The following is a 22234-nucleotide window of genomic DNA, read 5'->3' on the forward strand; positions in this document are numbered from 1 at the left end:
GTGCAGCTGAGGGGGCATCTCGATGGGTCGGCGGGCAGCGACCGGTCCACGCCCGACCTCGGTCCGGTGGGCCACCCTCGTCGAGCAGGCTCGCGAGGCCGTCCGCGCCGAGAACCTGCAGCCACCGGGCTGCTTCGACGTCGATGACTTCACCCGCCGGCTCGGCGCCTCCCGCGAGATCAGCATCCGCCTCATCCCGGTCGACCTGGGCTCGACCACCCAGGAACTCTGCGGGCTCTGTGTCCGCCAGGGCAACACCGCGCTCGTCTACTACACCAACGCAGCCGGCGAACTGGCGCGACTGCACAACATCGTCCACGAGCTCGGTCACCTTCTGTTCAACCACCGAAGCGTCGGCCCCCTGGAGCGACCGGCCATCCAGCGCTCGCTGACCGCCTCGCCGCAGCGCGCGACCCAGTGGCTCACGCGCAACGCCGACCCGACCTACGACGCGTTCGCCGAAGCCCAAGCTGATGCGCTCGGAGCCGCGCTGCTCGGGGACGCGCCCAGACCGGCGGTGCACGCCTGGCTGGCCACCGCCGCAGTCCGTGACGCCGCGGCGCGCCTGGAAGCAGCGGTCTCATGATTCTCACCGCCGGGTTCATGGTCACTGGGCTCACGCTGCTCGTGGCAGGGGGCCTCGGGCTGGGCAAGCGGGACCAGGCCGCGGCCGGGTTCACGATCGCCGCCCTCTGCGCGGGCGGCTCCGCCCTTCTCGGGGCGCTGCACTTCCTGGCGCCCAGCACCCAGGGCTACGGCGCCGTCGCGATGCTGATGCTGCTCGGTGGTGTCGGCTCGGGGTTGTTCACGACCGCGGCCGCGCTGTCGACGCGTCTTCGTGGAGCGTCGCCGCTCGCGGCCGGCGGAGGGGTCCTGCTGGTCCAGATCCTCCTGCTCGTCGACGGCGGAGCGAACCCGCTCACCCGAGCCGAGGGCCTCGGCTCCCAGCTCAACGTGGCACTGCTCGTCCTGCTCACCCTCGGCTGGGTGGGCGTGGGCACCGTCCTCGTCCTGCACACCGGCCGCGAGCTGGTCCGTTTCATCAGCAGCCCGGCCCTCGGCCGAGCCCTGTCCATAGCCGGTGCGCTCCTCGGTGGTCTGATCGTGGTCGGCACCGTCCTGGCTGTGGTGACCCTCGCCCCCGCCCAGAGCATCCCCGGGCAGACGCCCATCGCCCTCACAGCGACGGCACTGCTCCTGCTCGCCGCCGCAGCGCTCGGAACGATCCTGGGCGGCATGCGGCTACGCACGACGTTGCGGCCGAGGCTCCTCGCCATCGAAGCTGCGGTGCTGTTCTGGCGTCTGGCCCGGCTCGAGCGCCGACTGCTCAACGCGGCCCCCAACTGGGCCCCGCCGGCGGGGCTCAGCACGCCCACAGCTCGCAGCGGTGCCCGCGAGGCCCTCTACGCCCGCATGGTCATCATCTGGGACACCACCCGCGCCCTGCTCAGCGTCACCGACACCGACGTCGTCGACGCCAGCCTGGACTTCGTCGAACGCGCAGAACCCACCTCGGGGCCGGCGCGGCGCGCGGCCCTGGCCGAAGCAGGGTGGCTCCACCTAGCCCTGTCCGACCGTGCCGGGCAGGGGCCAGGCGAACGGTTCACCGTCCTGCCCCACGACGGCGGCAACCTCACCACGGACCTCATCACCGAGGCGGCCTTCCAGGTTCAAGTCAGCAAGGTCCTGCACCGCGAGAGTGCCCTGCTCGAACGCTTCCGCATCGACTACACAACGGCTGTCGACCGGACGGGATGAATTCAACAAGGGTGCGACTAAGGACAAGGTAGCGGACGGCTGCAGCGGTCGTTCTTATCGACAGCTGTCACGGTCGCCTGCTGGTGGGCCGGGCCGTGTCCCCGGAACGGCAGACGGGCCTAACATGCGCCTGGCACACCTGAGTTCGGCGGGGGCACCGCCTCGGGCCAGCCCGGTTTCAGGGCCCGCGCCGCGGCGTCCTGGGCGTCCTCGTGGTTGTCGGTGGTGGCTCGGTCGGTCAGCAGGGCCCGGGTGTGGTCGTCGGGCCAGCCCGAGGCCAGTACCCGCAGAGCCGTCTGCCGGACGTCCTCGTGGTTGTCGGTGGTGGCTCGGTCGATCAGCAGGGCCCGGGTGTGGTCGTCGGGCCAGCCCGAGGCCAATACCCGCAGAGCCCTCCGCCGGACGTCCTCGTGGTTGTCGGTGGTGGCTCGGTCGGTCAGCAGGGCCCGGGTGTGGTCGTCGGGCCAGCCCGAGGTCAGCGCCTGTAGCGCCGTCTCCTGGACGTCCCTGTCATCATCGGTGGTGGCTCGGTCCGTCAATAGCGCCCGGGTGTGATCGTCGGGCCAACCCGCTCTCAGCGTCACCGTCGCCGTGTACCGGACGTGCTCGTCGTCATCGGTGGTGGCTCGGTCGGTCAGCAGGGTTCGGGTGTGGTCATCGGGCCAGCCCGAGCCGAGTTCCTGTACCGCCGTCTGCCGGACGTCCCCGTCGTTGTCGGTAGTGGCCCGGTCGGTCAGCAGGGTTCTGGTGTGGTCGTCGGGCCAGCCCGAGGCCAGTACCCGCAGAGCCGTCTGCCGGACGTAGTCGTCGTTGTCGGTGGTGGCTCGGTCGGTCAGCAGGGTTCGGGTGTGGTCGTCGGGCCAGCCCGAGGCCAGCACCTGCAGAGCCGTTTGCCGGACGTCCTCGTGCGTGTCGGTGGTGGCTTGGTCGGTCAGCAGGGTTCGGGTGTGGTTGTCGGGCCAGCCCGAGGCGAGTTCCTGTATCGCGATCCCCCGCACGAACTCGTGGGTGTCGGTAATGGCCCGGTCGGTCAGCAGGGTTCGGGTGTGGTCGTCGGGCCAGCCCGAGGCCAGCACCTGCAGAGCCGTTCGCCGGACGTCCTCGTGCGTGTCGGTGGTGGCTTGGTCGGTCAGCAGGGTTCGGGTGTGGTTGTCGGGCCAGCCCGAGGCGAGTTCCTGTACCGCGGTCGCCCGGACGTCCTCGTGGTTGTCGGTGGTGGCTCGGTCGGTCAGCAGGGTTCGGGTGTGGTTGTCGGGCCAGCCCGAGGCAAGTTCCTGCATCGCGGTCGCCCGGACGTACTCGTGGTTGTCGGTGGTGGCTCGGTCGGTCAGCAGGGTTCGGGTGTGGTTGTCGGGCCAGCCCGAGGCCAGCGCCTGCATCGCGGTCCCCCGGACGTACTCGTGGTTGTCGGTGGTGGCTCGGTCGGTCAGCAGGGTTCGGCTGTGGTTGTCGGGCCAGCCCGAGGCGAGTTCATGTACTGCGATCGCCCGGACGTACTCGTGGTTGTCGGTGGTGGCTCGGTCGGTCAGCAGGGTTCGGGTGCGGTTGTCGGGCCAGTTCGAGGCAAGTTCCTGTACCGCGGTCCCCCGGACGTACTCGTGGTTGTCGGTGGTGGCTCGGTCGGTCAGCAGGGTTCGGGTGCGGTCGTCGGGCCAGCCCGAGGCCAGCGCCTGCACCGTTGCCTCCCGGACACCGTTCTGAAGCTCGTCAGTAAGAGCCCAGTCGGTCAGCCACGTCCGGGTGTGTTCGTCGGGCCAGCCCGAGGCCAGCGCTCGCACCGCCGCCTGCTGGATTGACTCGTTGTCGGAGGTGGTGGCCCGGGCCCTCAGGATCGACTGGAGTTGGTTTCCGTCGGCGTGAAGAGCTCGTTCAACAGTAGACAGAGAATTGATGTCAGAGAAGGTTAAATATGGCCGCAGTCTATCAAGTATGAAAGGTATCTGCGCGCGAAGCCGATCAGCACCGGGCAGTCGCTGCTTGAGCTCAAGCAAAGCATTTTCGGTCATGCCAATCAACGAATTCGAACCGTAGTAGTCGGTAAGATCCGTGTAGTGCTCGATACCAGCCTGTATAGACCTGAGAAGCTCCGTGGTGAGGCGCTCGCCCTGAACTCCAAGCGCGGTGATGGACCGGGTCTCGGCCAGGCAGTCGAGCGCGAGCGCCAGGTGCTGGTGATTGTGGCGCCCGATACGGCCAGCGGGGGATTCGACGTGCTCAAGCAGGCGGTGCAGGACCGGTACCAGGACGTTGGGGTGCACCATGCCAGCGACCAGCCGCAGGATCTCGTTCCAGGCGGGGTCGGTGGCGTGTCGACAGAACAGCTCGGCCAGTTCCTCGTTGCTGAGAGTCTGGTCTTCCTTTAGTCGGTAGGTTATGGAAGCAGCCGTGCAGTATTCCAGAAATGCTCGATGTACGAATCCGAACAAGCCCGGTCCGTACCGGGACAGGATGAAGTTCCGTTCCCGCAGTTGCTTGATGAGGACTGTGCCGGCGTAACGGGATCGGTCGACAGGTTGAGCGCAGTCGCCGGTGAGGTAGTCGCGGATCGTGGTGAGAAGATCCTCACGATGGATCCGATTCCCGGCGATCCCGTACCGGCCGTGCTGCATGTGCTCGGCGATCCGATGTAGCAGCCGATGGCGGTCGGTGTCGTCGAGTTCGACTCCGCTGCGGGTGTCGTGAAGGTGGCGGTTGGGGTCCCACTGTTGCACGAGGACCGCGACGGCGTGTTCGTAGACCCGGTGGCGTTCGCGGGGAAGCTCCCGCCGACGACCGATGATCGCCAGGATTGTCAACAGCAGTGGGTTCCCGGCCAGGCTCGCTGCCGACCGGGAGCGGTCCAGCGCGGCGCAGAGCCGGCTGGCGCGAGCGTCGGCCTCGTCTGGGGCACCGTGGTGAGACAATCGGTACCAACGCTTGACGAAGGTGGTGATCTGCTCGCGGTCGAGGTCCTCGACGGTGTGCAAGGTGAACCTCGCGGCGTCGAGGACCCCGCGCTGGTATCCAATCGGTCGGGAGGTCACCAGCACCGTCACGTACGGGTAGCGGGTGGCAAACTCGGCGATCGCCCGCGCGGTCCGTTCCCGCTGGGCCGGGTCGAACAGCTCGTCGAGGCCGTCGAACATCACCACCGCCCGCCCGTCAGCGCGTAGGTGGTTCGCGAGCTGCTCGCGGGGCAGCCCAAGCCCGTCATGATGATAGCGGTGGTCGAGGAAGTCCAGCAGAGTCGCGTCCGCCCAGCGTCCAATACGCCACCCGGGGTCGGCGTACTCGCGCAACTCGACGAGCAGCGGCAGACGTCCTGACCAGCTGGTCAATTCGTCTGGAATCTTGTCGTCGGCGAGGGCGAGGGCGAGATACGCCAGCAGAGTGGACTTTCCGGCGCCGGGGTCCCCGAGTAGTACCGCCCGCCCCCCGGCCAAGGCGAGTGCCTGAAGCACTGGGCGGGCCGGCTGCCGCTTGTGCTCGCGTCGCGCTTCCTCCAGCTGCTCGGCGTTCAGGTCCTCGGGCAGTTCGTCTGCGGTGAGGTCCCCGGAGTCGAGCAGGCGTTGCCGCAGATCTCGGGGCAGTTCCAGCTGCGGTAGTCGGTGTGCCCGCTCCGGTACTGCTCGCACACGTTGGGGTTCGAAAACCTGCGCCAGCCATATCGGTAACGCCTCATCGAGGCCCTCCGGGGTCAACGTCGAGAGTTCCAGTACCCGATAGCGGCGTCTCAACGCTTCCAGATATCCCGCCCGCACCTCCGGATCCAGGCCAGGCTGCACCAGGGCGGCCGGGGCGGGGTCGAGGCCGGCCTGAAGCCAGTGCTCTCGGGCGTGCGCGAGCACCGGCGGAACGTCGAGCCCGGCCGCCCGGGCCAGCACCGTCACCAACGCCTCCAGATCCGCGTACTCGTCGGGGCGGCCCGGGCCGCTGATGTAGCGGCGGATCGAGTCGCGGGACGGCGCCCCCGCCAGAGCGTCGTCAGCAGCGACCGCATCGGCCATCGTGTCGAGCGTCGGATAGTGCGCGCGTACGTAGAGCTCGTAGAGCTGGGTCTTCAGCCGCTGCAGCGGGCCCGGCGCCACCTCGGCTCGGGACAACCGCCTGGTCCCTGACCGCCGCTTCGAGCTCGGCTCGCCGCCGTCAGCGCCGGCCATCGCAACCACGGTGCATCCACATCGCATCCACTACTGCGCCGCCCCGACCGGGCCGACCGCTTGACCTGCGTCGCCCGCGGGGCGTCCCTGACCGGCCCGTCGCAACCAATTCCACTGCCGTTACCGCCCGCCCATCGTCTTCCCCGCCGGCCGGCACGCACCCGCCCACCCAGCGACCACGGGAGAACTCGATGAACAGCCCGACCCCCCAACCCGAACCCAACCGCGCCCGCGGACTGTCCCGCCCGGAGCGGATCACTCTGCTAGCGGCTGCCCTACGCGGCGTGCTGTCTGCCGTCATCCGAGCAGTACTCGACCATATCCTCAACAACGCCTGACCAGGCGCGGCTCGGCGGCGCGGCACCACCACTGCGCCGCCGAGCCGACGTCGTCGGCAGGACGTGTCCGGCTACTGCACGCCCGCCATCTAACTACTGCTGGCGATAAGATCACTGCTCGTGACTGACTGGTCCACCAGTGGTGGCGGCGTGGAACTCGAACACACCCATATCCGGACGCAGCGCGGCAGCCCGAAACACACCCTGTTGCCCAGCGGCAAGGAGGACCTCGACGCGCTGCTCAGCACCCGGCTACAGCAGGGCTGGGAGCTCGCGCACTACAGCACCTCAGCCATGCACGCAGAGCTCGGCGCGATCGAGATCTACCACGACATGATCTGGCAGCGCCCGGCTCGACCGCCGGTGAACGACGACCCGAGTGCGGACGGTGTGATCCGGTGACCGCACCGGCCCCGAGCCGCCGCGGTGATCAAAGCAGCCTCGGCAGAGGGGCTTAGCGGGCCCGGCGCCACCTCGGGCGATGGGGAAAGTCCACGGCGATGACGTCGCCGCCGGAGCCCTGCTCTTCGCCGACGTCGGTGGCGTTGCCGCCCGGGGCGGTGCTGGACGAGTCGTCGCCGGCTGCCTCGGAGGCGGCCGGAGCCCGGTATCTCATGCGGAAGTTCAGCCCCCAGGTGTCCGGGCTGATGTGCAGGAGCCGGCGCGGCGAGGCCTCACGAAGCTGGATCGCACCGTCGTCGGGCCAGAACCAGTTCATCCGTCACCTCCGCTGCATCTACGGGCGCCTGCGGGCGACCGAGGCATCACGATACGTGAGAACTCATCACGCGGGTGGCTCATCCACTCACTCGACTGGATGGGCAGGGGCAGGCCGCGTGCCGCTCTGAGATCCCGGCGCTTGCAGCGGCGACGGGCACCTGCGCCCTGCTACCGCGATTCGCGGTCGGAGTCGTCGAGCTGCGCCGCGCCGCGGGAATCGACCATCCGAACCCTGTTCCGTCCGGCCCGCTTGGCCGCGTACAGGGCCTTGTCTGCCCGGCCCAGCAGCGTCGTCACTACCTCTCCGTCATGGGGATAGACCGCACCGCCCACCGAGGCACTCACCGTGTTCAAGGTGATCGGCCCGTCCGGGGAGTCCACCTCGACCCGGATGTCCGCGATCGCCTGACGCACCCGCTCGGCGATCGCTGTCACCTCGGCGACACCGACCCGACGATCCAGGTTCGGCATCAACATCACGAACTCCTCCCCACCGAAGCGACCCACCACATCGGCCCCCCGGACCTGGGCCCGCAGGACCTGGCCCAGGGCGGCCAGCACCTCGTCACCGGCGAGGTGCCCGTAGGTGTCATTGATCGACTTGAACCGGTCCAGGTCGATCATCAGCAGCAGCGCAGCGTTCGACCGCTGCCGCGCCCGATCGAGGGTCTGCGTCGCTTCCAAATGCCACGCCGCAGAATTCAACACGCCCGTCTTGGCATCAATCCGGGCCTCTTGGACCAGCTGCCGAGACAACACCGTCCGGTGCAGCAGCAGCAGCGGCGGAATGGTGAAGAGCAGGGCGATCGGAGCGGTGGCAGTCACCGTCACAGCGACCAATGCGCCCAGGCTCAACGTCGCGATTTCTACCCCGACACCTTCACTACGCCGCATGAGTGTCTGCGTGAAGGTCATATCCGGTGTCGTCATCGCTACCACACCGACAACGAGGCTGGTATTCACGACCGTATACGCCAACAATGCAAAGATCAGGACCACGAATTGTAGACTGTCGAGGCGTAGGGCTGGCAGTAGCTCAATGTAGCGGACAGCGGCACCGGCGGCATGGACCGCGAGAATTACCGTCGCCGCGTTGAAGACCTGCCGGTAGAGCGGTGTTTTTGCCGGACGCAGCACTCGCACATAAAAGTGTAGGTAGATCAGTAAGACAGCGGCCGTGGCTAGGGATAGAGGAAGAGTGACGGCGGCTGCGAACGTCCACACGGACGTGAGGTCTACGTGCCCGGGCTTGCCGACCCGCCTTCTCGTCTGTTCGACGCCGTGCGAGATTTCCGTGTACGCAATAGCACCGAAAACCAAATAGGCCAGAAGCACTAGCGATGACTGGTCTATTTGGCCTAGCAAGAGATCGATTGCTAGTAATCCGAATGCGAGCATTTCAACCGTTAGGACGGCTGTCAAGATCTGTTTCGGTAATTGCCATACTGACCATTGGGTGATGGCGCTGAACCGAAACGGTGAACGTTTCACGAGACTATTCCCAACCGCAAGCGGAAGTGATCATACTTCACTCGGGTCAACGAAGCTCCCTACGCTTTATCAGCGCAATCCAATGCGTATCGACAAGAAGAGGATACGCCATGAGGGCGCTCGGGCGGATGTCAGCAAGTTCCGAACCGCACGAATCGGGCTGAAGCAGACGGTAGTTCGGTGACTACGCAGAGCTTGTCGTTGGGGCGAGGTCTCCAAAGTCGGGCGACCTAGCAAGATCAACTAGATGTGCGTGGAGTGATCGACACAGCACGGAATGAGAGGAGCTCGAAGTGGCGAAGAACTGGGGCTGGTGACCGAGATCCGGGCGGCCGACGGAGCGCCGGCCCGGACGTGCCCGACACGAGCCAGGAGGGAGGTCTATCCGCGATGGCGAAGAACTGGGGCTGGTGACCCGACGAGTCAGGCCGCCCAGAAGCGGCGTGTTTCCCAGCGAGGAACGGAGGTGCCCGGCGATGGCCAAGAACTGGGGCTGGTGACGAAGAAGTTGAGCCGCAAACGGAGCGAACAAGGAGGGGGTGTCGCATGAAGAAGAACTGGGGCTGGTGACCGCTTACCGGCAGCCTGCACGGCAAACGGTGCTGTTCTTGCGTTTAGCGGGTCGAGGTGGCATATCCCCACCGTCGTGGATTTGCCCGCGCTCGCGGTAACACCTCTCGCCATCGACCTGGCGGTGCTCCTGCACGACGTCGCCGGCATCGCGCCGAGCAGCTCGAAGCAAGCATTAGCGAGGACACCAGGTCCTCCGGGTCTATGGCGCCGGGTGCGACCAGGTTTAGCCGGTCGCACCCCGGCGGGCCGAAGACCTGCGGCCTCGGACGGCGAAGTCCGCACGGGGGTGGGTCGTCCTGAGCCGTCCGCGGATGGAAACCGCGACGACCGGCTCGCCATGGCCGGCCGACGCAATAGCCGGTAGCGCTCTCTCGTCGGGGCCCGCACCGGCCCGATCCTGGTCAACCGGGCAGGAGGGCGATCGCCGCGCCAGCAAGTGCCCCCGAGCTCTACCGGATCGCCCTCGTTCTCCTGGTGGTAGGCGATACATCAGATGGAATTCGCCCGCGGGCAACTACCTTCATGCCGCAGCGAACGGCCCACTCGCGGATCGCGCGGTTCTGCTCCCGATCAGCCACGGTGGTCCTCCGTGCGGGCTTGGCCTCGTCTGTGCCGACCTGCCCGGGCGCACTGAACCGGTGGTGGCGCGGCGGCTCGCCACCACGTCTGCTCAGTAGACACTCACACAGCAACGTCGATCCGGGCGAGCCCTTCCGGACCTGCTACCACCACTGATAGACGGCCGAGCGGATCCACGAAACCGGTGAGCTCTACCGGGGCCGGGACTCGTAGTAGGTGCCCTATCGTGCGAGCATCGGTCAGGTCCCACACCCGCACCGTTCTGTCGTGGCTGCCGGTGATGGCGATGGGGCGCCCGTCGGGTAGGACGAGCGCGGCGACCGCGGTCACCCAGTCGGTGTGGCCGGTGAGGGGTTCGCCGATCGGGGTGCCGGTGTCGAGGTCCCACACCCGCACCGTGGCGTCAGCGCTGCCGGTGATGGCGATGGGGCGCCCGTCGGGCAGCACGAGCGCGGCGACCGCGGTCACCGGGCTGGTGTGGCCGGTGAGGGGTTCGCCGATCGGGGTGCCGGTGTCGAGGTCCCACACCCACGCCGCCGTGGTGTGGTGGCTGCCGGTGATGGCGATGGGTCGCTCGTCGGGTAGGACGAGCGCGGCGACCGCGGTCACCCAGTCGGTGTGGCCGGTGAGGGGTTCGCCGATCGGGGTGCCGGTGTCGAGGTCCCACACCCGCACCGTGTCGTCCCAGCTGCCGGTGATGGCGATGGGGCGCCCGTCGGGCAGCACGAGCGCGGCGACCGCGGACACCCTGTCGGTGTGGCCGGTGAGGGGTTCGCCGATCGGGGTGCCGGTGGTCAGGTCCCACACCCGCGCTGTGGCGTCGAGGCTGCCGGTGATGGCGATGGGTCGCTCGTCGGGCAGGACGAGCGCGGCGACCGCGCGCACCGGGCGGGTGTGGCCGGTGAGGGGTTCGCCGATCGGGGTGCCGGTGGTCAGGTCCCACACCCGCACCGTGTTGTCTCGGCTGCCGGTGATGGCGATGGGGCGCTCGTCGGGTAGGACGAGCGCGGCGACCGCGGCCACGTGGCCGGTGTGGCCGGTGAGGGGTTCGCCGGTCGGGGTGCCGGTGTCGAGGTCCCACACCCGCACCGTGTGGTCCCAGCTGCCGGTGATGGCGATGGGGCGCCGGTCGGGCAGGACGAGCGCGGCGACCGCGCGCACCGGGCGGGTGTGGCCGGTGAGGGGTTCGCCGATCGGGGTGCCGGTGGTCAGGTCCCACACCCGCACCGTGTTGTCGGAGCTGCCGGTGATGGCGATGGGGCGTCGGTCGGGTAGTACGAGCGCGGCGACCGCGGTCACCGTGTCGGTGTGGCCGGTGAGGGGTTCGCCGATCGCCGTGCCGGTGTCGAGGTCCCACACCCGCACCGTGTCGTCCCAGCTGCCGGTGATGGCGATGGGGCGTCGGTCGGGTAGGACGAGCGCGGCGACCGCGTTCACCGTGTCGGTGTGGCCGGTGAGGGGTTCGCCGATGGGGGTGCCGGTGTCGAGGTCCCACACCCGCACCGTGTTGTCCCAGCTGCCGGTGATGGCGATGGGTCGCTCGTCGGGCAGTACGAGCGCGGCGACCGCGGCCACGTGGCCGGTGTGGCCGGTGAGGGGTTCGCCGATCGGGGTGCCGGTGGTCAGGTCCCACACCCGCACCGTGGCGTCAGCGCTGCCGGTGATGGCGATGGGGCGCCGGTCGGGTAGGACGAGCGCGGCGACCGCCTCCACCGGGCCGGGGTGGCCGGTGAGGGGGTCACCGATCGGGGTGCCGGTGGTCAGGTCCCACACCCGCACCGTGTCGTCGTCGCTGCCGGCGATGGCGATGGGGCGCCCGTCGGGCAGCACGAGCGCGGCGACCGCGGTCACCCTGTCGGTGTGGCCGGTGAGGGGTTCACCGATCGGGGTGCCGGTGGTCAGGTCCCACACCCGCACCGTGTTGTCCCAGCTGCCGGTGATGGCGATGGGTCGCCCGTCGGTGAGCACCAAGGCAGCCAGACCGAAGTGGTGGGCTAGCTGGAGAAGTGTCTCGCCGGCGCTGCTGGAGTGGTGGCTCCAAACTGTTGTCCACTGGCCTGGCGGGGTTCGGCGGCGTGGCGTGTCGCCGGCGGCGGCTTGTGCCAGGTCCATCGCGTCGGCGTTCTCAGCGGGGGAGTCCCAGGGCCAGGTGTGGGCGACCTGCTTCCACGCTCGCACGGTGGTGGTGGAGCGTGTGCGGGGGGCGGCTGCGGTGAGGGCTTGACGGACGCGGGGGACGTCGAGGTAAGGGAGCAGTTCGGGGCTGAGGAGGCGTTCGTCGAGGCGACCTCCGGCGGCGGCGTGTTCGACGAGGTGGCGGCGCAGATACGGGGCGGGCGGGATCGCCCCGCGTGTGGTGGGCCGAGGCTGAGCCAGGGGCAGCAACGCTTCGGTGATCCGAGCTTCCACCACCTCGACAGATCCGAGTTCGAGGCCGTCCGCCGGCTCGTCGTCATGCTCAGGCATGGTCGTCCTGGTCGTCCTGGTCGTCCTGGTCGTCCTGGTCGTCCTGGTCGTCCTGGGCGGCCGACGGGGAGCGGGGTGGGTCGTGCAGGTCGCGCCATTGTTCACGCAGAGTGGTTCGCAGGGTGTCGTGGAACAGCCGGTAGACGGTGATGCCGTCCTCGTGGTCGGTGACGAGGTAGCCGGCCAGTCGGGAGGCGAGCAGGGCGGCGATGTCGCTGTCGCCGTAGGTGCCGGGCCGGTCGGCGACGGCGTTGGCGGTCAGGGGCCAGATCTGGCTCCAGGGCAGTCCCCGCCCGTAGGCGAACGCGACCGCACGGAGCAGGTGGATCGCGCGTAGTCGTTGGTCAGGGTCGGGGAGCTCGTCGTGCAGGTCGGCACGGAAGACGCCGAGCACGCCGTCGTCGAGCAGGGCGGCCAGACCGGGGTCGTCAGGGTCGGTGAGAGTGTCTCTGTCGGCGAGGTTGGTGGCGGCCAGGCGGGTCAGCAGGAATGACTTCTGGGCTGCGGTGGCGACGGCGGCGGCGACCGCGGTGGCGTGCTGGTGGTGCTCGGGGCGGTGGTAGGGCGACCGGGGTGTCTGGGTGAGGATCTCGGTGGCGTAGTCGGCGAGGTCGGCGGTGTTCCACCAGGGGGCCTCGTCGACGGGTACCCGTTCGCCGCGGAGTGTCTTTGTGACCTGCTCGGCGTACGGGCGCGCCGAGTTCGTACCGGTCGGCTGTGCCGCGGCGTGCGTTCCGGTGGTGTCTGTCCCCGCGCTGTTCGGTTTGTCGTTGGTCGGTGTGCCGGGTGAGCGCACACCGAGGATCAGACGCAGTGGCGAACCGAGCGGACCGTCGGCGGCCGCTGCGGGTGGGTGGAGGCGGGCCAAGACGGAGGCGAGCAGATCCACCGGGTTGCTGGACTCGTCGAGGGCGTCGATGACGACCGTGACCGGGCGGGCGTGGCCCCCGAGCCAGGTGCGCCACCGGGCCAGCTCGGCCGTCGTTCCGCCGCCGGTGGGGATGCCCACCGCTTCCAGCAGCTGGGTCACGATCTCGGCGGGCACCTTCCCGGTGCACAGGATCGCCGCGTCGATCGACCCGACCGGCGGCAACAACGCAGGCGGGACGGCGGCGGTGAGCTCGGGATGGTCGCGGCGGAACCGGGTGTCGCTGAGGGTGACCAGGCGGCCAAGGACGGCGGACTTGCCGGTACCGGCGCCGCCGGTGACCACCACGGTGCGCGGCGGTGCCGACAGGGCGGCGACGAGGTGGCCCATCAGGTTCGCGCGCCCGGTGAACAGCCACGTTTTGGCCGCCCAGTGCGCCTCGAGGTCTTCCGCGCGGATCGCGAGGTCGCGGCGGGCCTCTCCGACGAGCGGCGCCGCCGGCTGCGGGCGCGGGTTGGGCAGACACGGGCTCGGGCCGCCCAGCCGGGGAAGCTCGGACTTGAGCAGACTCAACCGCTGGGAGGCGGGCAGGCGGGCCTGGACACCGTCGAGGAACTGGTCCACCCGCAGATAGGGGCCGTGGTCGTACTGTTCGCCCTCTCGGGACCGGACCTCGTCGAGGAACCCGGCGACCGCCCCGGTCAACGCCCCCACCTCGGCCGGGGACTCGGCGCCGGTGGAGGCCAGCACCAGCCAGGTGTCAGGGAACTCCGGCAGCCGCACAGTGCGCTCGGCGGTCGCGGCGGCGAAACACACGTCCAGGATCACCAGCAGGTGCTCGACGTCGGTGTCGGCGAGCCAGCCGATGAGCTGGTCGGTGCTGAGCGCGGTCTTGTGCACGCGGGTCGGGCTGGTGCTGCGTAGGACGATCCAGTGCGCCTCGCGTGTGGTCAGGCCGTGCCCGGTCACGACCAGGACCGCGGCGTCGCCGTCGTTCCACTCCCGCTCCGGGGAGCGCAGCGCGTCCTCGATCTGGCGCAGTGTCGGGTTCTGGCCGAGCTCCGGGTGCGCCACTGTGAACCGGCGCCGCCCCAACCCTGCGTCGCACCACCATTGCTGCAGCACCTTGACCTCGTCTGCCACCCCGGGCAGCGCGCCGTGATCGGAGTCGTCGTACTCGGTCGTGGCCAGCACGACCAGATGACGGCGCAAGACTTCGGAGAACTCGTCCTCTGCGGTGAGGTCCGGGTCGGCGCAGACCGGGCGGGTTTCCGGGCTCGCTGCGCGGTCCGCGTCGTGGGTGCTCACGCGCCACTCAACCCCGGTAGGGCGTCCACGAGGGCCTGCCCGGTCGCCTTCTTACCGAGGTAGCGGGTGGCCGCGTGCGGCTCCCGGCCGTTGTCGACCTCCTCTTCGTGGACCGAGGGCCACCGCCCGGACAACCTCCCGGCCAACGCGACCGGATCCCGCGGGTCGCGCACATTGACCCACCGCCGCACCCCGGCCAGCCCGCCAGGCCCGGTACCGAACGAGGAATCGGGCAGCAGACTCCACACCGCCCGCAGCGCCAGCGGCGACCCCAGCGTGACCAGCGTGTCCACCCGATGCCCCGGCGACTGGCGCAGGTACTCGAGCGCGACGACCGAGCCCAGCGAATGCCCCAGCAACAGCCGCACCTCATGGTCGACCGCCGCGGCGACCCGCTCATCGACGGCCTGCTTGACGGCCGGGTCGGTGAGGTAGCGGCGGGCCTGCCGCATCTCGCCCACGAACAACCAACCCGCACGCGCCCCGAACCGGCGATCCATCGCCGCCACCACACGCAACACCGGCTCAGGGACCCGCGGGAACCCCGCCTTCGACTCCGGGGCCGCGGTGAGCTCGTCGACGGTGAGGATCTCACCGGCGGCGTCCACCACCGCGGTCACCTCGTCGTCGGACATGTCCTCGAACAGCGACCCCGGGCCTGCCGGCGACGGCGCGGACTTCGTCTCGGACGCCGCTGCGCCGAACAGGTCACCGTAGAACGCCATCTCCACCGGCGGCTCGATCATCTTGTGGCCGCAGGCCCGTTCCAGCCCATCAGCCAGCGCCGGCGACCACGCCGCGGCCAGCTGATGCCGTCCCCCCTGCTCCTGAGCGATCCCGTGCACTCCCACGATCACCGCCACCCGCGACCACCCCGAAACACCAGACCGGCCCACAGCCCAGCACTAGCGACCACCACGTGAAGCTCCTCGTCGTACATATACACAGCAAGAGCGGACGGGACAGCGAGAACTGGGAGGGGAGGAGCGACCGGCGCGCCTGTCGCCGCGTCCCACATCCGGACTGTGCCGTCCCAGCCGCCGGTGACGCCGACGGGTCGCCCGTCGGGCAGCACGACCGCGAGCACTGGGCCGGTGTGGCCGGTGAGGGGTTCGCCGATCGGGGTGCCGGTGGTCAGGTCCCACACCCGCACCGTGTTGTCCCGGCTGCCGGTGATGGCGATGGGGCGTCGGTCGGGCAGGACGAGCGCGGCGACCGCCTCCACCGGGCGGGTGTGGCCGGTGAGGGGTTCGCCGATGGGGGTGCCGGTGTCGAGGTCCCACACACGCACCGTGTTGTCGGAGCTGCCGGTGATGGCGATGGGGCGCCCGTCGGGTAGTACGAGCGCGGCGACCGCGCTCACCGTGCCGGTGTGGCCGGTGAGGGGTTCGCCGATGGGGGTGCCGGTGGTCAGGTCCCACACCCGCACCGTGGCGTCAGCGCTGCCGGTGATGGCGATGGGGCGCCGGTCGGGCAGTACGAGCGCGGCGACCGCGGCCACGTGGCCGGTGTGGCCGGTGAGGGGTTCGCCGATCGGGGTGCCGGTGTCGAGGTCCCACACCCGCACCGTGTTGTCCCAGCTGCCGGTGATGGCGATGGGACGTCGGTCGGGCAGTACGAGCGCGGCGACCGCGTTCACCCAGTCGGTGTGGCCGGTGAGGGGTTCGCCGATCGGGGTGCCGGTGGTCAGGTCCCACACCCGCACCGTGGCGTCAGCGCTGCCGGTGATGGCGATGGGGCGCCCATCGGGAAGTACGAGCGCGGCGACCGCGGCCACCAGTAACTCGATGGTTCTCGGCGTCGCCTTGTCGTCTCTGCGCGGTGCCTCACTGCTAGACCCACTGCTGGTCAGGTCCCAGACCCGCGTCGTGCCGTCTTCGCTGCCGGTGATGGCGATGGGGCGTCGGTCGGGCAGGACGAGCGCGGCGACCGCGCGCACCCAGCCGGTGTGGCCGGTGAGGGGTTCGCCGATCGGGGTGCCGGTGTCGAGGTCCCACACCCGCACCGTGTTGTCGGAGCTGCCGGTGATGGCGATGGGGCGCCGGTCGGGCAGTACGAGCGCGGCGACCGCGGCCACCGAGCGGGTGTGGCCGGTGAGGGGTTCGCCGATCGCCGTGCCGGTGTCGAGGTCCCACACCCGCACCGTGTTGTCCCGGCTGCCGGTGATGGCGATGGGTCGCTCGTCGGGTAGGACGAGCGCGGCGACCGCGTTCACCCAGTCGGTGTGGCCGGTGAGGGGTTCGCCGATGGGGGTGCCGGTGTCGAGGTCCCACACCCGCACCGTGTTGTCGGAGCTGCCGGTGATGGCGATGGGGCGTCGGTCGGGAAGTACGAGCGCGGCAGTCGAGGTCAGCGGGGAGCCCCGCATAACGACATCGCCCGAGCTGGGGCCAGTTTGTGCGACAGCCCAGGCAACTGACCAGCGACCTGCTGTCGCGTCGGGTTCGGCGCCTCCTGCGACGAGGGCGAGCTGAAGGGCGTCGGCATTCGTCAAGGGGTCCTCCCAGAGCCACGCGTGCGAGACCTGCCGCCACGCCCGGACCACATCGGCGCGCACGACTCGCGGGTCGACACCGACGAGGGCCGGGCGCACCCGGGCCGGATCCAGGTACGGCAACGTCCGAGGGTTGATCACCGCATCGGTCATCGCGCCCCCGGCCGCGGCGTGCTCGACCAGGTGCCGGCGCACGTACCCCGGCGGCGGCACCGAGACAGGTCCGGCGCGACGCGGCACGGCGAGCGAGGTCAACGCCTCAGCGATCCGCGCCTCGACCTCGACAACGTCCCTGCTCACGGGTCTCCCGTCGCTGCGACTACCTGTTCCCATGATCTCGCTATGGAGAGGCGCGGTGTTTCGTAAGACCCACTCAGACCGGCATGGTGGCTGCGTTGTCGATCCTCGCCTCCTGGACGCGCACACAGCAGTCGACGGAGTCGAGGGAGCGATCGCGGTCAAAGGAGCGGGGTCGGCGCAGCTCAACTAGGGCCGTGCTGTGGTCTGCGGTGGAGCCGGCCAGATCGGTCGTGCCCCACCCCGCCGTCGTACCTCCCGAGCTCGCGGCAGTCAACGTTCGATGACCGGCTCGCCCGCGGCGGGTTGTTCGACGCCCCTGGCCAGGGGTGTCGTGCACCTGGCCCGCGCCACTGCGGCTGGCCCCTGACTAAGGACCAGGGGCGTCTGCACCGCCTTGACTCGGCCTCGAAATCGACCAGCTGTAGCAACCCGGCTCGGCCTGTCATGGCATAGCGCGGATCTCCCGGCGTCGTGGAGGGTCCGAGCGCCCACGGCGCAGCGCGTGGAGTCTGGTGTAGCTGATCTGCCCGTGCCGAATGACATCTGCGAGGTCCTGATGGTCAGCCCCGAACGACTGTCGGTCTCCGGGGTGGCGGGTTGTCGTCTGGTGGCCAATCTGGACAGATCCTCCCCTGAACTGCTGAGGCGCCACCCGCGGTGCCTGGGGAGCTGGTCCTGGAGGCTCAGCAGCTTTCGGTCCGGCGCTCGGGAACGGTCACGGCAGCGACGCCGGAATGGCTCAGGTGCCGACTCTGAGCCTGGGGACTTCAGCTCGTGGCAGCGCCGGACGCCGCGGGCGGACACAGACTGGAGGTAAGCCGGCCAAGCCGCCAGCCTGTCGCCGGGCACGCTGCAGCGTGCTCTCGGAACTGGACCTTGTCCCGGGGGTGACACCCTCGGCCGCGTCGTCGCCGGCAGTCCCCGAGGCCGTTTCGCCAGTTCAGGGGGGCGCGAGGTGCCGCAGGCGATAGGTTCTGCCGGTGGACCGACGGGGTACTGCCCGGGACCTGCTCGGGAGTTCTACGTCTCGCCGGAGAGTTATTTCCGAAAGGCTCGGGGACGTTCTTCGTGGCGAACTTCAGAAAACTTCAGTCGCCGGAGCGACCTCAACGTTGACGACTTAGTTAGCGACCATTCCAGGCTGAAAATGGCACTTAAGCCATTCTCTAACGAGAGTTTTTTTGCGGCGGGCCGCGCAGCGTGGTTAACTAGTTCTAGTGGCTGGTTCGCCAGACACGAAGGGCGCGGAGCCCCTGACAATTTCAGGAAACCCCGCGCCCCAAGTGAGAGACCTACGAGGTCGCCCCGCCAAGGAAGTCCTCGTAGAACTCGTTCGCCGCCGCTCCGACGGTCGAGGCCAAGGCCTTGGCCGTCGGGACGGTGCCGACCTCAGGACCGAACAGGTCCAGGTGGTCGGACACCATCAGCAGTGCCAGAGTGACCCGCAGGACGAGCCAGCTCCGGCGAATGACGCGCTGAGCAGTGCGAACGGGCCCCCGCCGGTCCCCGGGGGGATCGGCACCAGAGTCTCGTCCGCAGGTGCAAGCGGTCATGACACACCACCTCCTCAAGCCGGGACCTGCCGCGTGCAGCTCCCGAGCTCGCGGAGCCACCCAGCGGGGTACCGTCAGAGGTGGGGAACCGATCGCCGAGGCAACCGGTGTGCCGTCTTCGAGAGTACCGGGTCGCGTACCGATCGTGTGAATCCGATGAATCGCGATCCAGTGCCGGTACAACGGGACGCTGGGGCGGTTCTTCTCCTGCTCAGAGCCCCTATTCGGGAGTCAACCAGCCCCCGATGCATAGTTGGTGTGATGTAACTCATAGTACGAGTGTGGTTAGCATTGCGCACAGTTCTGGGGTGCTGTACATCGACGACTCCATCGCTATCCCGATCCGGGAGAACTCCCACGCCCGCCCCCGCCAATAACACCGCTCTGGCCCGGGTGTCCGACAGAGAGCCCACTGCTCGGCGAGCTCGTCGGTCACCACCGTGCTCACGAGGTTGACGCGGTCGTGGCCGCCGACCTCGATGACTGCCTCTTCCACGCCGAGCTCGTCGACGTTCGACCCCGACGACCCCCGACGCGGTGGAAGTCGCCGCCGTCCGTTACCGCGGCTGCCTGGCTCTGACCGGCGATCCGGGGGACTGCCCGGCCCGCGGCACGGCCCGGACGACCGCGACGACAGCGCCTCACCACCGCGGGTGGTCATCTGCGGGGTCAGGGTGGTGGTCATGGCCGACCTTTCCTCGGGCCCCGGTATAGGTGTGAGGGCTCTGCCCCTTAGCTCCGTATCGCGGCGCCGTTGACATCATCGACCGCTCTTTCGAGATGCAGGTCATACATCGGTGTCGTCGGTGGCGGCGGCGTAGAAGGCCGACACCGCGTAGGTGGGGTGGCGGTCGAGGTTGTGCCGGGAACTGTCGTAGCCGCGGGTGGTGCGGGGGTCGGCGTGCCCGGCGGCGTCCTGCACGTCGCGCAGCTCGACGCCGGCGTCGAGGGAGGCGGTGACGAAGGTGTGGCGCAGGCTGTGCGGGTTGATCCGGTCGACCTGGGGGAGCTCGGCGATGCGGGCCAGGCGCCGTATGAGCCGCCACGCTCCGGGCTCGTCGAAGCGGCGCCCGGTGCGGGTGATGAACACCGGCCCGGTGGCTCGGCCGTCGAGATAGGTGTGCAGGGCGTGCACCACGGGCGGGGCGAGCGGCGCGGTGGCGGTGTGGCCGCCCTTGCGGCGCAGCCGCAGGACCCGGTGACCGCGTTCGGTCTCGAGGTGTTCGACGTCGCGGGACAAGGCCTCATCGACGCGGAGCCCGTTGTGGGCGAGGAGGCTGATCAGTGCGTGCGCGCGGGCCCCGTCGGCGGCCGCGGCGGTGAGGAGCCGGGCGACCTCGTCGCGGTCGAGACCGGTGCTGGTCGAGTCCTGTCCGACGCGCGGGCGGACGACGCCGGTCATCGGGGAGCGGTCGAGGATCTCCTCGGCCACGCCGTAGGCGTAGAGCCCGGACAGGGTGGCCAGCCGGCGGGCGATCGTGGAGTCCGCGGCCGGGCGGCCGGTGCGTGGCTGGGGCCGGGCGAGGGCGTTGGCGTAGGCGTCGATGTGCACCCGCCGTGCTCGTAGCGGGTCGACACCGGAGCGGGCGCACCAGGTGTAGAAGTCGCGGATGTCGCGGGCGTAGGCGCGCTGGGTGTGTCCGGAGCGGCGGGAGAGCACGAACGCGGTGGCCAGCTGCCAGGCGGAATCGGCCTGCCCGGGCTGCTCCGGGACCAGCTCGGGGGTGCCCTCGACGACCGCCGTCTCCACCTCGGCTCCCGGGTCCGGCGGGTTCATCGTAGGCCCGCGGTGCCGGCCGTTCGGGCGGGTGCGCCGACGGGGTCGTCGTGGGCGGCGAGCTCGCTGCGGGCCGGGCGGCGGAGCCGCTGCCAGGGGGAACCGGCGGCGGGGCGTAGGCGGGTGTTGGTGAACTCGGCGTGGGCGGGTCGGAAGGGGTCGGTGACGGCGAAGCGCACCAGACCGGGGTAGAGCGGGTGCACCGTGTATCCGGTGATCAGTCGGACATCGACGACGACGCCGCTGACCGCGGGCAGCACCGGCATCGTGTGCGCCACGCATTCCTGGGCGATCTGCTCGCCGGTGTTCCACCACCCGGTCCAGGCGTTGTCCGGGGTCTGCCCGTCGGCATGGAAGCCGTGCACGTCGCGGTAGTAGAGCTCCGGGCGCGGCTCGGGGCGGCGCGGGCCCAGGTGCAGCACCAGGGCGTAGGTCGGGGCCGCTGGGTCGCCGCCGGCGTCGGGTAGCAGCGGGCGGGCGGCGAGCTCGGTGAGCGCGGTGGGGTCGAGTAGCCGGGTCCGGCCGCGCCGCCCGAGTTCGGGTAGCAGCCCGGCCTCGACCAGGCGCACCACTTGGTCACGGTTGGCGCCCAGTGAGGCCATGGCCACTGTGGTGGTGACCGGCTCGGGCGGCGGGGAACCGGGGGCTCGATCGACGGCGGTCGCGGGGCCGGAGGGGCCGGTCATCACGGTCCTATCAGGGGGATCTGGGCGGTCTCAGGAGCGGTCGTCGGGTCGGTCTGGGCGGGGATGCTCGGGCAGTCGCCGTCGTTGTCGGGCTCGTCGGGGACTGCGCCATCCGGGGCTGCGTCGGCCGGACCGGTCTTGCTGTCTTCGGCGATCTCGCGTTCCGCCTCGCGGCGCTCTTCGATCCACCAGGGCAATCGCTCGGGCCCGCAGCAGCCGGCGTGGGCGGGATAGTGCGGGTCCACCCACAGCCGGCTCGCCACCCAGTCGGTTGCAGCGCGGTCGCGGCCGCCGACGTGCCACTCGACCGGTTCCGTCAGCGAGATGTACCAGTGCTCATCACACTCATGCAGCGGGCCATAGTCGTAGATCGTCACCGTCCCGACGTACGGGCTCACGAGATGCCACTCGACGTGGGACTTGTCCGGGTCCTGCGGCGCGCCCGGCTCGCCGAACTCGCGGACCAGGGCGGCGTAGCTCGCCGTCACGTAGCCCTGCAGGCTGCTCATCGTCTGCTCCCGGATCCAGGGGCGGACTTCTTCGTCGAGCCGTGCTGCGACGGGGCCGGGTGCGACGGGGCCGGACGCGAAGGCGCCGGGGCCGAGGGAGGGGTGAGGAGCTGGGCCGACCAGTCGCGCGGGCCGCAGCCGCCGACGGGCTGAAGCTGCTCGTGCAGGACCGGGGCGAGCCGGCCCGGGTCTGGTCCCAGCGCCAGGACGGTGTCGAGGACCCGCGGGTAGAGCACGCGAGCGTGGCGCAGCTCGGTCTTGCCACCCGAGGCGATCAGGACAGCCTCCTTGACGGCCAGGCACGACCGGATCGCCGCGGTGAAGCCGTCGGCAGCGCCCCAGCAACAACCCAGAATGATCACCGGCGCGACGATCCCGCGGTAGTCCTGAGCAAGGACGTCGGCCCAGATCCGGCGGTCGCCGAGGTTGCTGTGCCCATCGATGATCAGGACGTCGACATCGGCGCGCACGTCAGCGACCGGCAAGGGCCCGCGATCGCGGTTGGGCGCGATCTGCACCCGCGGGTCGCAGACGTAGGCCTCGTAGAGCTCCTGCTGCGGTACCAGGCCCCGGGCACCGTCGGTCGTCAGCCGGACTCGGAGCGGCGCGGCGGGCGACGGGACCGCACGACTCACCGGCAGCGTCCTCGAAGGTCGGACGGGTTCCGCTCACCGC

At 69.8% G+C, this 22234-nt stretch carries 17 protein-coding genes; 3 read left to right on the top strand and 14 right to left on the bottom strand.

Annotated features, from left to right (window positions below; all coding sequences use genetic code 11):
* Positions 1–22: 22 nt before the first annotated feature.
* Positions 23–586 (top strand): ImmA/IrrE family metallo-endopeptidase, encoded by a 564-nt coding sequence (locus EV383_RS30680; protein WP_130295367.1) that lies wholly within the window; start codon positions 23–25, stop codon positions 584–586.
* Positions 583–1758, top strand: coding sequence for a DUF6545 domain-containing protein (locus EV383_RS30685; protein ID WP_130295369.1), 1176 nt, complete (start codon positions 583–585; stop codon positions 1756–1758). The genes EV383_RS30680 and EV383_RS30685 overlap by 4 nt, the downstream gene beginning before the upstream one ends.
* 119 nt (positions 1759–1877) lie before the next feature.
* Here the strand turns inward: EV383_RS30685 and EV383_RS30690 are convergent, their stop codons facing one another.
* Positions 1878–5897 carry a HEAT repeat domain-containing protein gene (locus EV383_RS30690; protein ID WP_130295371.1) on the bottom strand — a complete coding sequence of 1340 codons (4020 nt, stop codon included), beginning with the start codon at positions 5895–5897 and terminating at the stop codon, positions 1878–1880.
* A gap of 458 nt (positions 5898–6355) precedes the next feature.
* Here EV383_RS30690 and EV383_RS30695 point away from each other — a divergent pair, with 458 nt between their 5' ends.
* Positions 6356–6637, top strand: a complete 282-nt coding sequence (locus EV383_RS30695; protein ID WP_130295373.1) for a hypothetical protein — start codon at positions 6356–6358, stop codon at positions 6635–6637.
* A gap of 52 nt (positions 6638–6689) precedes the next feature.
* Here EV383_RS30695 and EV383_RS30700 read toward each other — a convergent pair whose 3' ends face one another.
* The 13 genes from EV383_RS30700 to EV383_RS30755 all read right to left on the bottom strand — a co-directional run bounded on the left by EV383_RS30700 (position 6690) and on the right by EV383_RS30755 (position 22194).
* Positions 6690–6953, bottom strand: a complete 264-nt coding sequence (locus EV383_RS30700) for a hypothetical protein (protein ID WP_130295375.1) — start codon at positions 6951–6953, stop codon at positions 6690–6692.
* Positions 6954–7123: 170 nt separating this feature from the next.
* Positions 7124–8092, bottom strand: a complete 969-nt coding sequence (locus EV383_RS30705) for a GGDEF domain-containing protein (RefSeq protein WP_165438614.1) — start codon at positions 8090–8092, stop codon at positions 7124–7126.
* Positions 8093–9468: 1376 nt separating this feature from the next.
* Positions 9469–9597, bottom strand: a complete 129-nt coding sequence (locus EV383_RS32825) for an Lsr2 family DNA-binding protein (protein WP_423213707.1) — start codon at positions 9595–9597, stop codon at positions 9469–9471.
* Between the two features lie 103 nt (positions 9598–9700).
* Complete coding sequence (locus EV383_RS30715) at positions 9701–11776, bottom strand: WD40 repeat domain-containing protein (protein WP_130295379.1); 2076 nt, start codon at positions 11774–11776, stop codon at positions 9701–9703.
* A 280-nt stretch (positions 11777–12056) separates the two neighbouring features.
* A complete protein-coding gene (locus tag EV383_RS30720; RefSeq protein ID WP_130295381.1) occupies positions 12057–14240 on the bottom strand; it encodes a P-loop NTPase family protein in 2184 nt (727 codons plus the stop codon).
* Positions 14237–15103, bottom strand: coding sequence for a lipase family protein (locus EV383_RS30725; protein ID WP_130295383.1), 867 nt, complete (start codon positions 15101–15103; stop codon positions 14237–14239). Before EV383_RS30725 ends, EV383_RS30720 begins: the two co-directional genes overlap by 4 nt.
* Entirely contained in the window at positions 15094–17196 is a 2103-nt protein-coding gene (locus tag EV383_RS30730) for a WD40 repeat domain-containing protein (protein WP_130295385.1), read from the bottom strand. The genes EV383_RS30725 and EV383_RS30730 overlap by 10 nt, the downstream gene beginning before the upstream one ends.
* Before the next feature lie 1130 nt (positions 17197–18326).
* Positions 18327–18458 (bottom strand): hypothetical protein, encoded by a 132-nt coding sequence (locus tag EV383_RS32830; RefSeq protein WP_278044894.1) that lies wholly within the window; start codon positions 18456–18458, stop codon positions 18327–18329.
* Between the two features lie 397 nt (positions 18459–18855).
* Positions 18856–19272, bottom strand: coding sequence for a hypothetical protein (locus tag EV383_RS30735; protein WP_130295387.1), 417 nt, complete (start codon positions 19270–19272; stop codon positions 18856–18858).
* Positions 19273–19374: 102 nt separating this feature from the next.
* A complete protein-coding gene (locus EV383_RS30740) occupies positions 19375–20364 on the bottom strand; it encodes a tyrosine-type recombinase/integrase (protein ID WP_130295389.1) in 990 nt (329 codons plus the stop codon).
* On the bottom strand, positions 20361–20966 hold the full coding sequence (locus EV383_RS30745) for a hypothetical protein (protein ID WP_130295391.1): 606 nt from the start codon (positions 20964–20966) through the stop codon (positions 20361–20363). The genes EV383_RS30740 and EV383_RS30745 overlap by 4 nt, the downstream gene beginning before the upstream one ends.
* An 83-nt stretch (positions 20967–21049) precedes the next feature.
* Positions 21050–21559 (bottom strand): hypothetical protein, encoded by a 510-nt coding sequence (locus EV383_RS30750; RefSeq protein ID WP_130295393.1) that lies wholly within the window; start codon positions 21557–21559, stop codon positions 21050–21052.
* Positions 21556–22194, bottom strand: a complete 639-nt coding sequence (locus tag EV383_RS30755; protein WP_130295395.1) for a hypothetical protein — start codon at positions 22192–22194, stop codon at positions 21556–21558. The genes EV383_RS30750 and EV383_RS30755 overlap by 4 nt, the downstream gene beginning before the upstream one ends.
* Positions 22195–22234 lie beyond the last annotated feature (40 nt).

Source organism: Pseudonocardia sediminis, from assembly GCF_004217185.1.
GTDB classification, from domain to species: domain Bacteria; phylum Actinomycetota; class Actinomycetes; order Mycobacteriales; family Pseudonocardiaceae; genus Pseudonocardia; species Pseudonocardia sediminis.

Excerpts from the sequence above, each read along its gene's own strand:
- EV383_RS30690 (WP_130295371.1), bottom strand. The coding sequence starts at position 5,897 with ATGGCCGGCGCTGACGGCGGCGAGCCGAGCTCGAAGCGGCGGTCAGGG.
- EV383_RS32830 (WP_278044894.1), bottom strand. The coding sequence starts at position 18,458 with ATGGTGTCCGACCACCTGGACCTGTTCGGTCCTGAGGTCGGCACCGTC.
- EV383_RS30750 (WP_130295393.1), bottom strand. The coding sequence starts at position 21,559 with ATGAGCAGCCTGCAGGGCTACGTGACGGCGAGCTACGCCGCCCTGGTC.
- EV383_RS30735 (WP_130295387.1), bottom strand. The coding sequence starts at position 19,272 with ATGACCACCACCCTGACCCCGCAGATGACCACCCGCGGTGGTGAGGCG.
- EV383_RS30685 (WP_130295369.1), top strand. The coding sequence starts at position 583 with ATGATTCTCACCGCCGGGTTCATGGTCACTGGGCTCACGCTGCTCGTG.
- EV383_RS30745 (WP_130295391.1), bottom strand. The coding sequence starts at position 20,966 with ATGGCCTCACTGGGCGCCAACCGTGACCAAGTGGTGCGCCTGGTCGAG.
- EV383_RS30680 (WP_130295367.1), top strand. The coding sequence starts at position 23 with ATGGGTCGGCGGGCAGCGACCGGTCCACGCCCGACCTCGGTCCGGTGG.
- EV383_RS30740 (WP_130295389.1), bottom strand. The coding sequence starts at position 20,364 with ATGAACCCGCCGGACCCGGGAGCCGAGGTGGAGACGGCGGTCGTCGAG.
- EV383_RS30700 (WP_130295375.1), bottom strand. The coding sequence starts at position 6,953 with ATGAACTGGTTCTGGCCCGACGACGGTGCGATCCAGCTTCGTGAGGCC.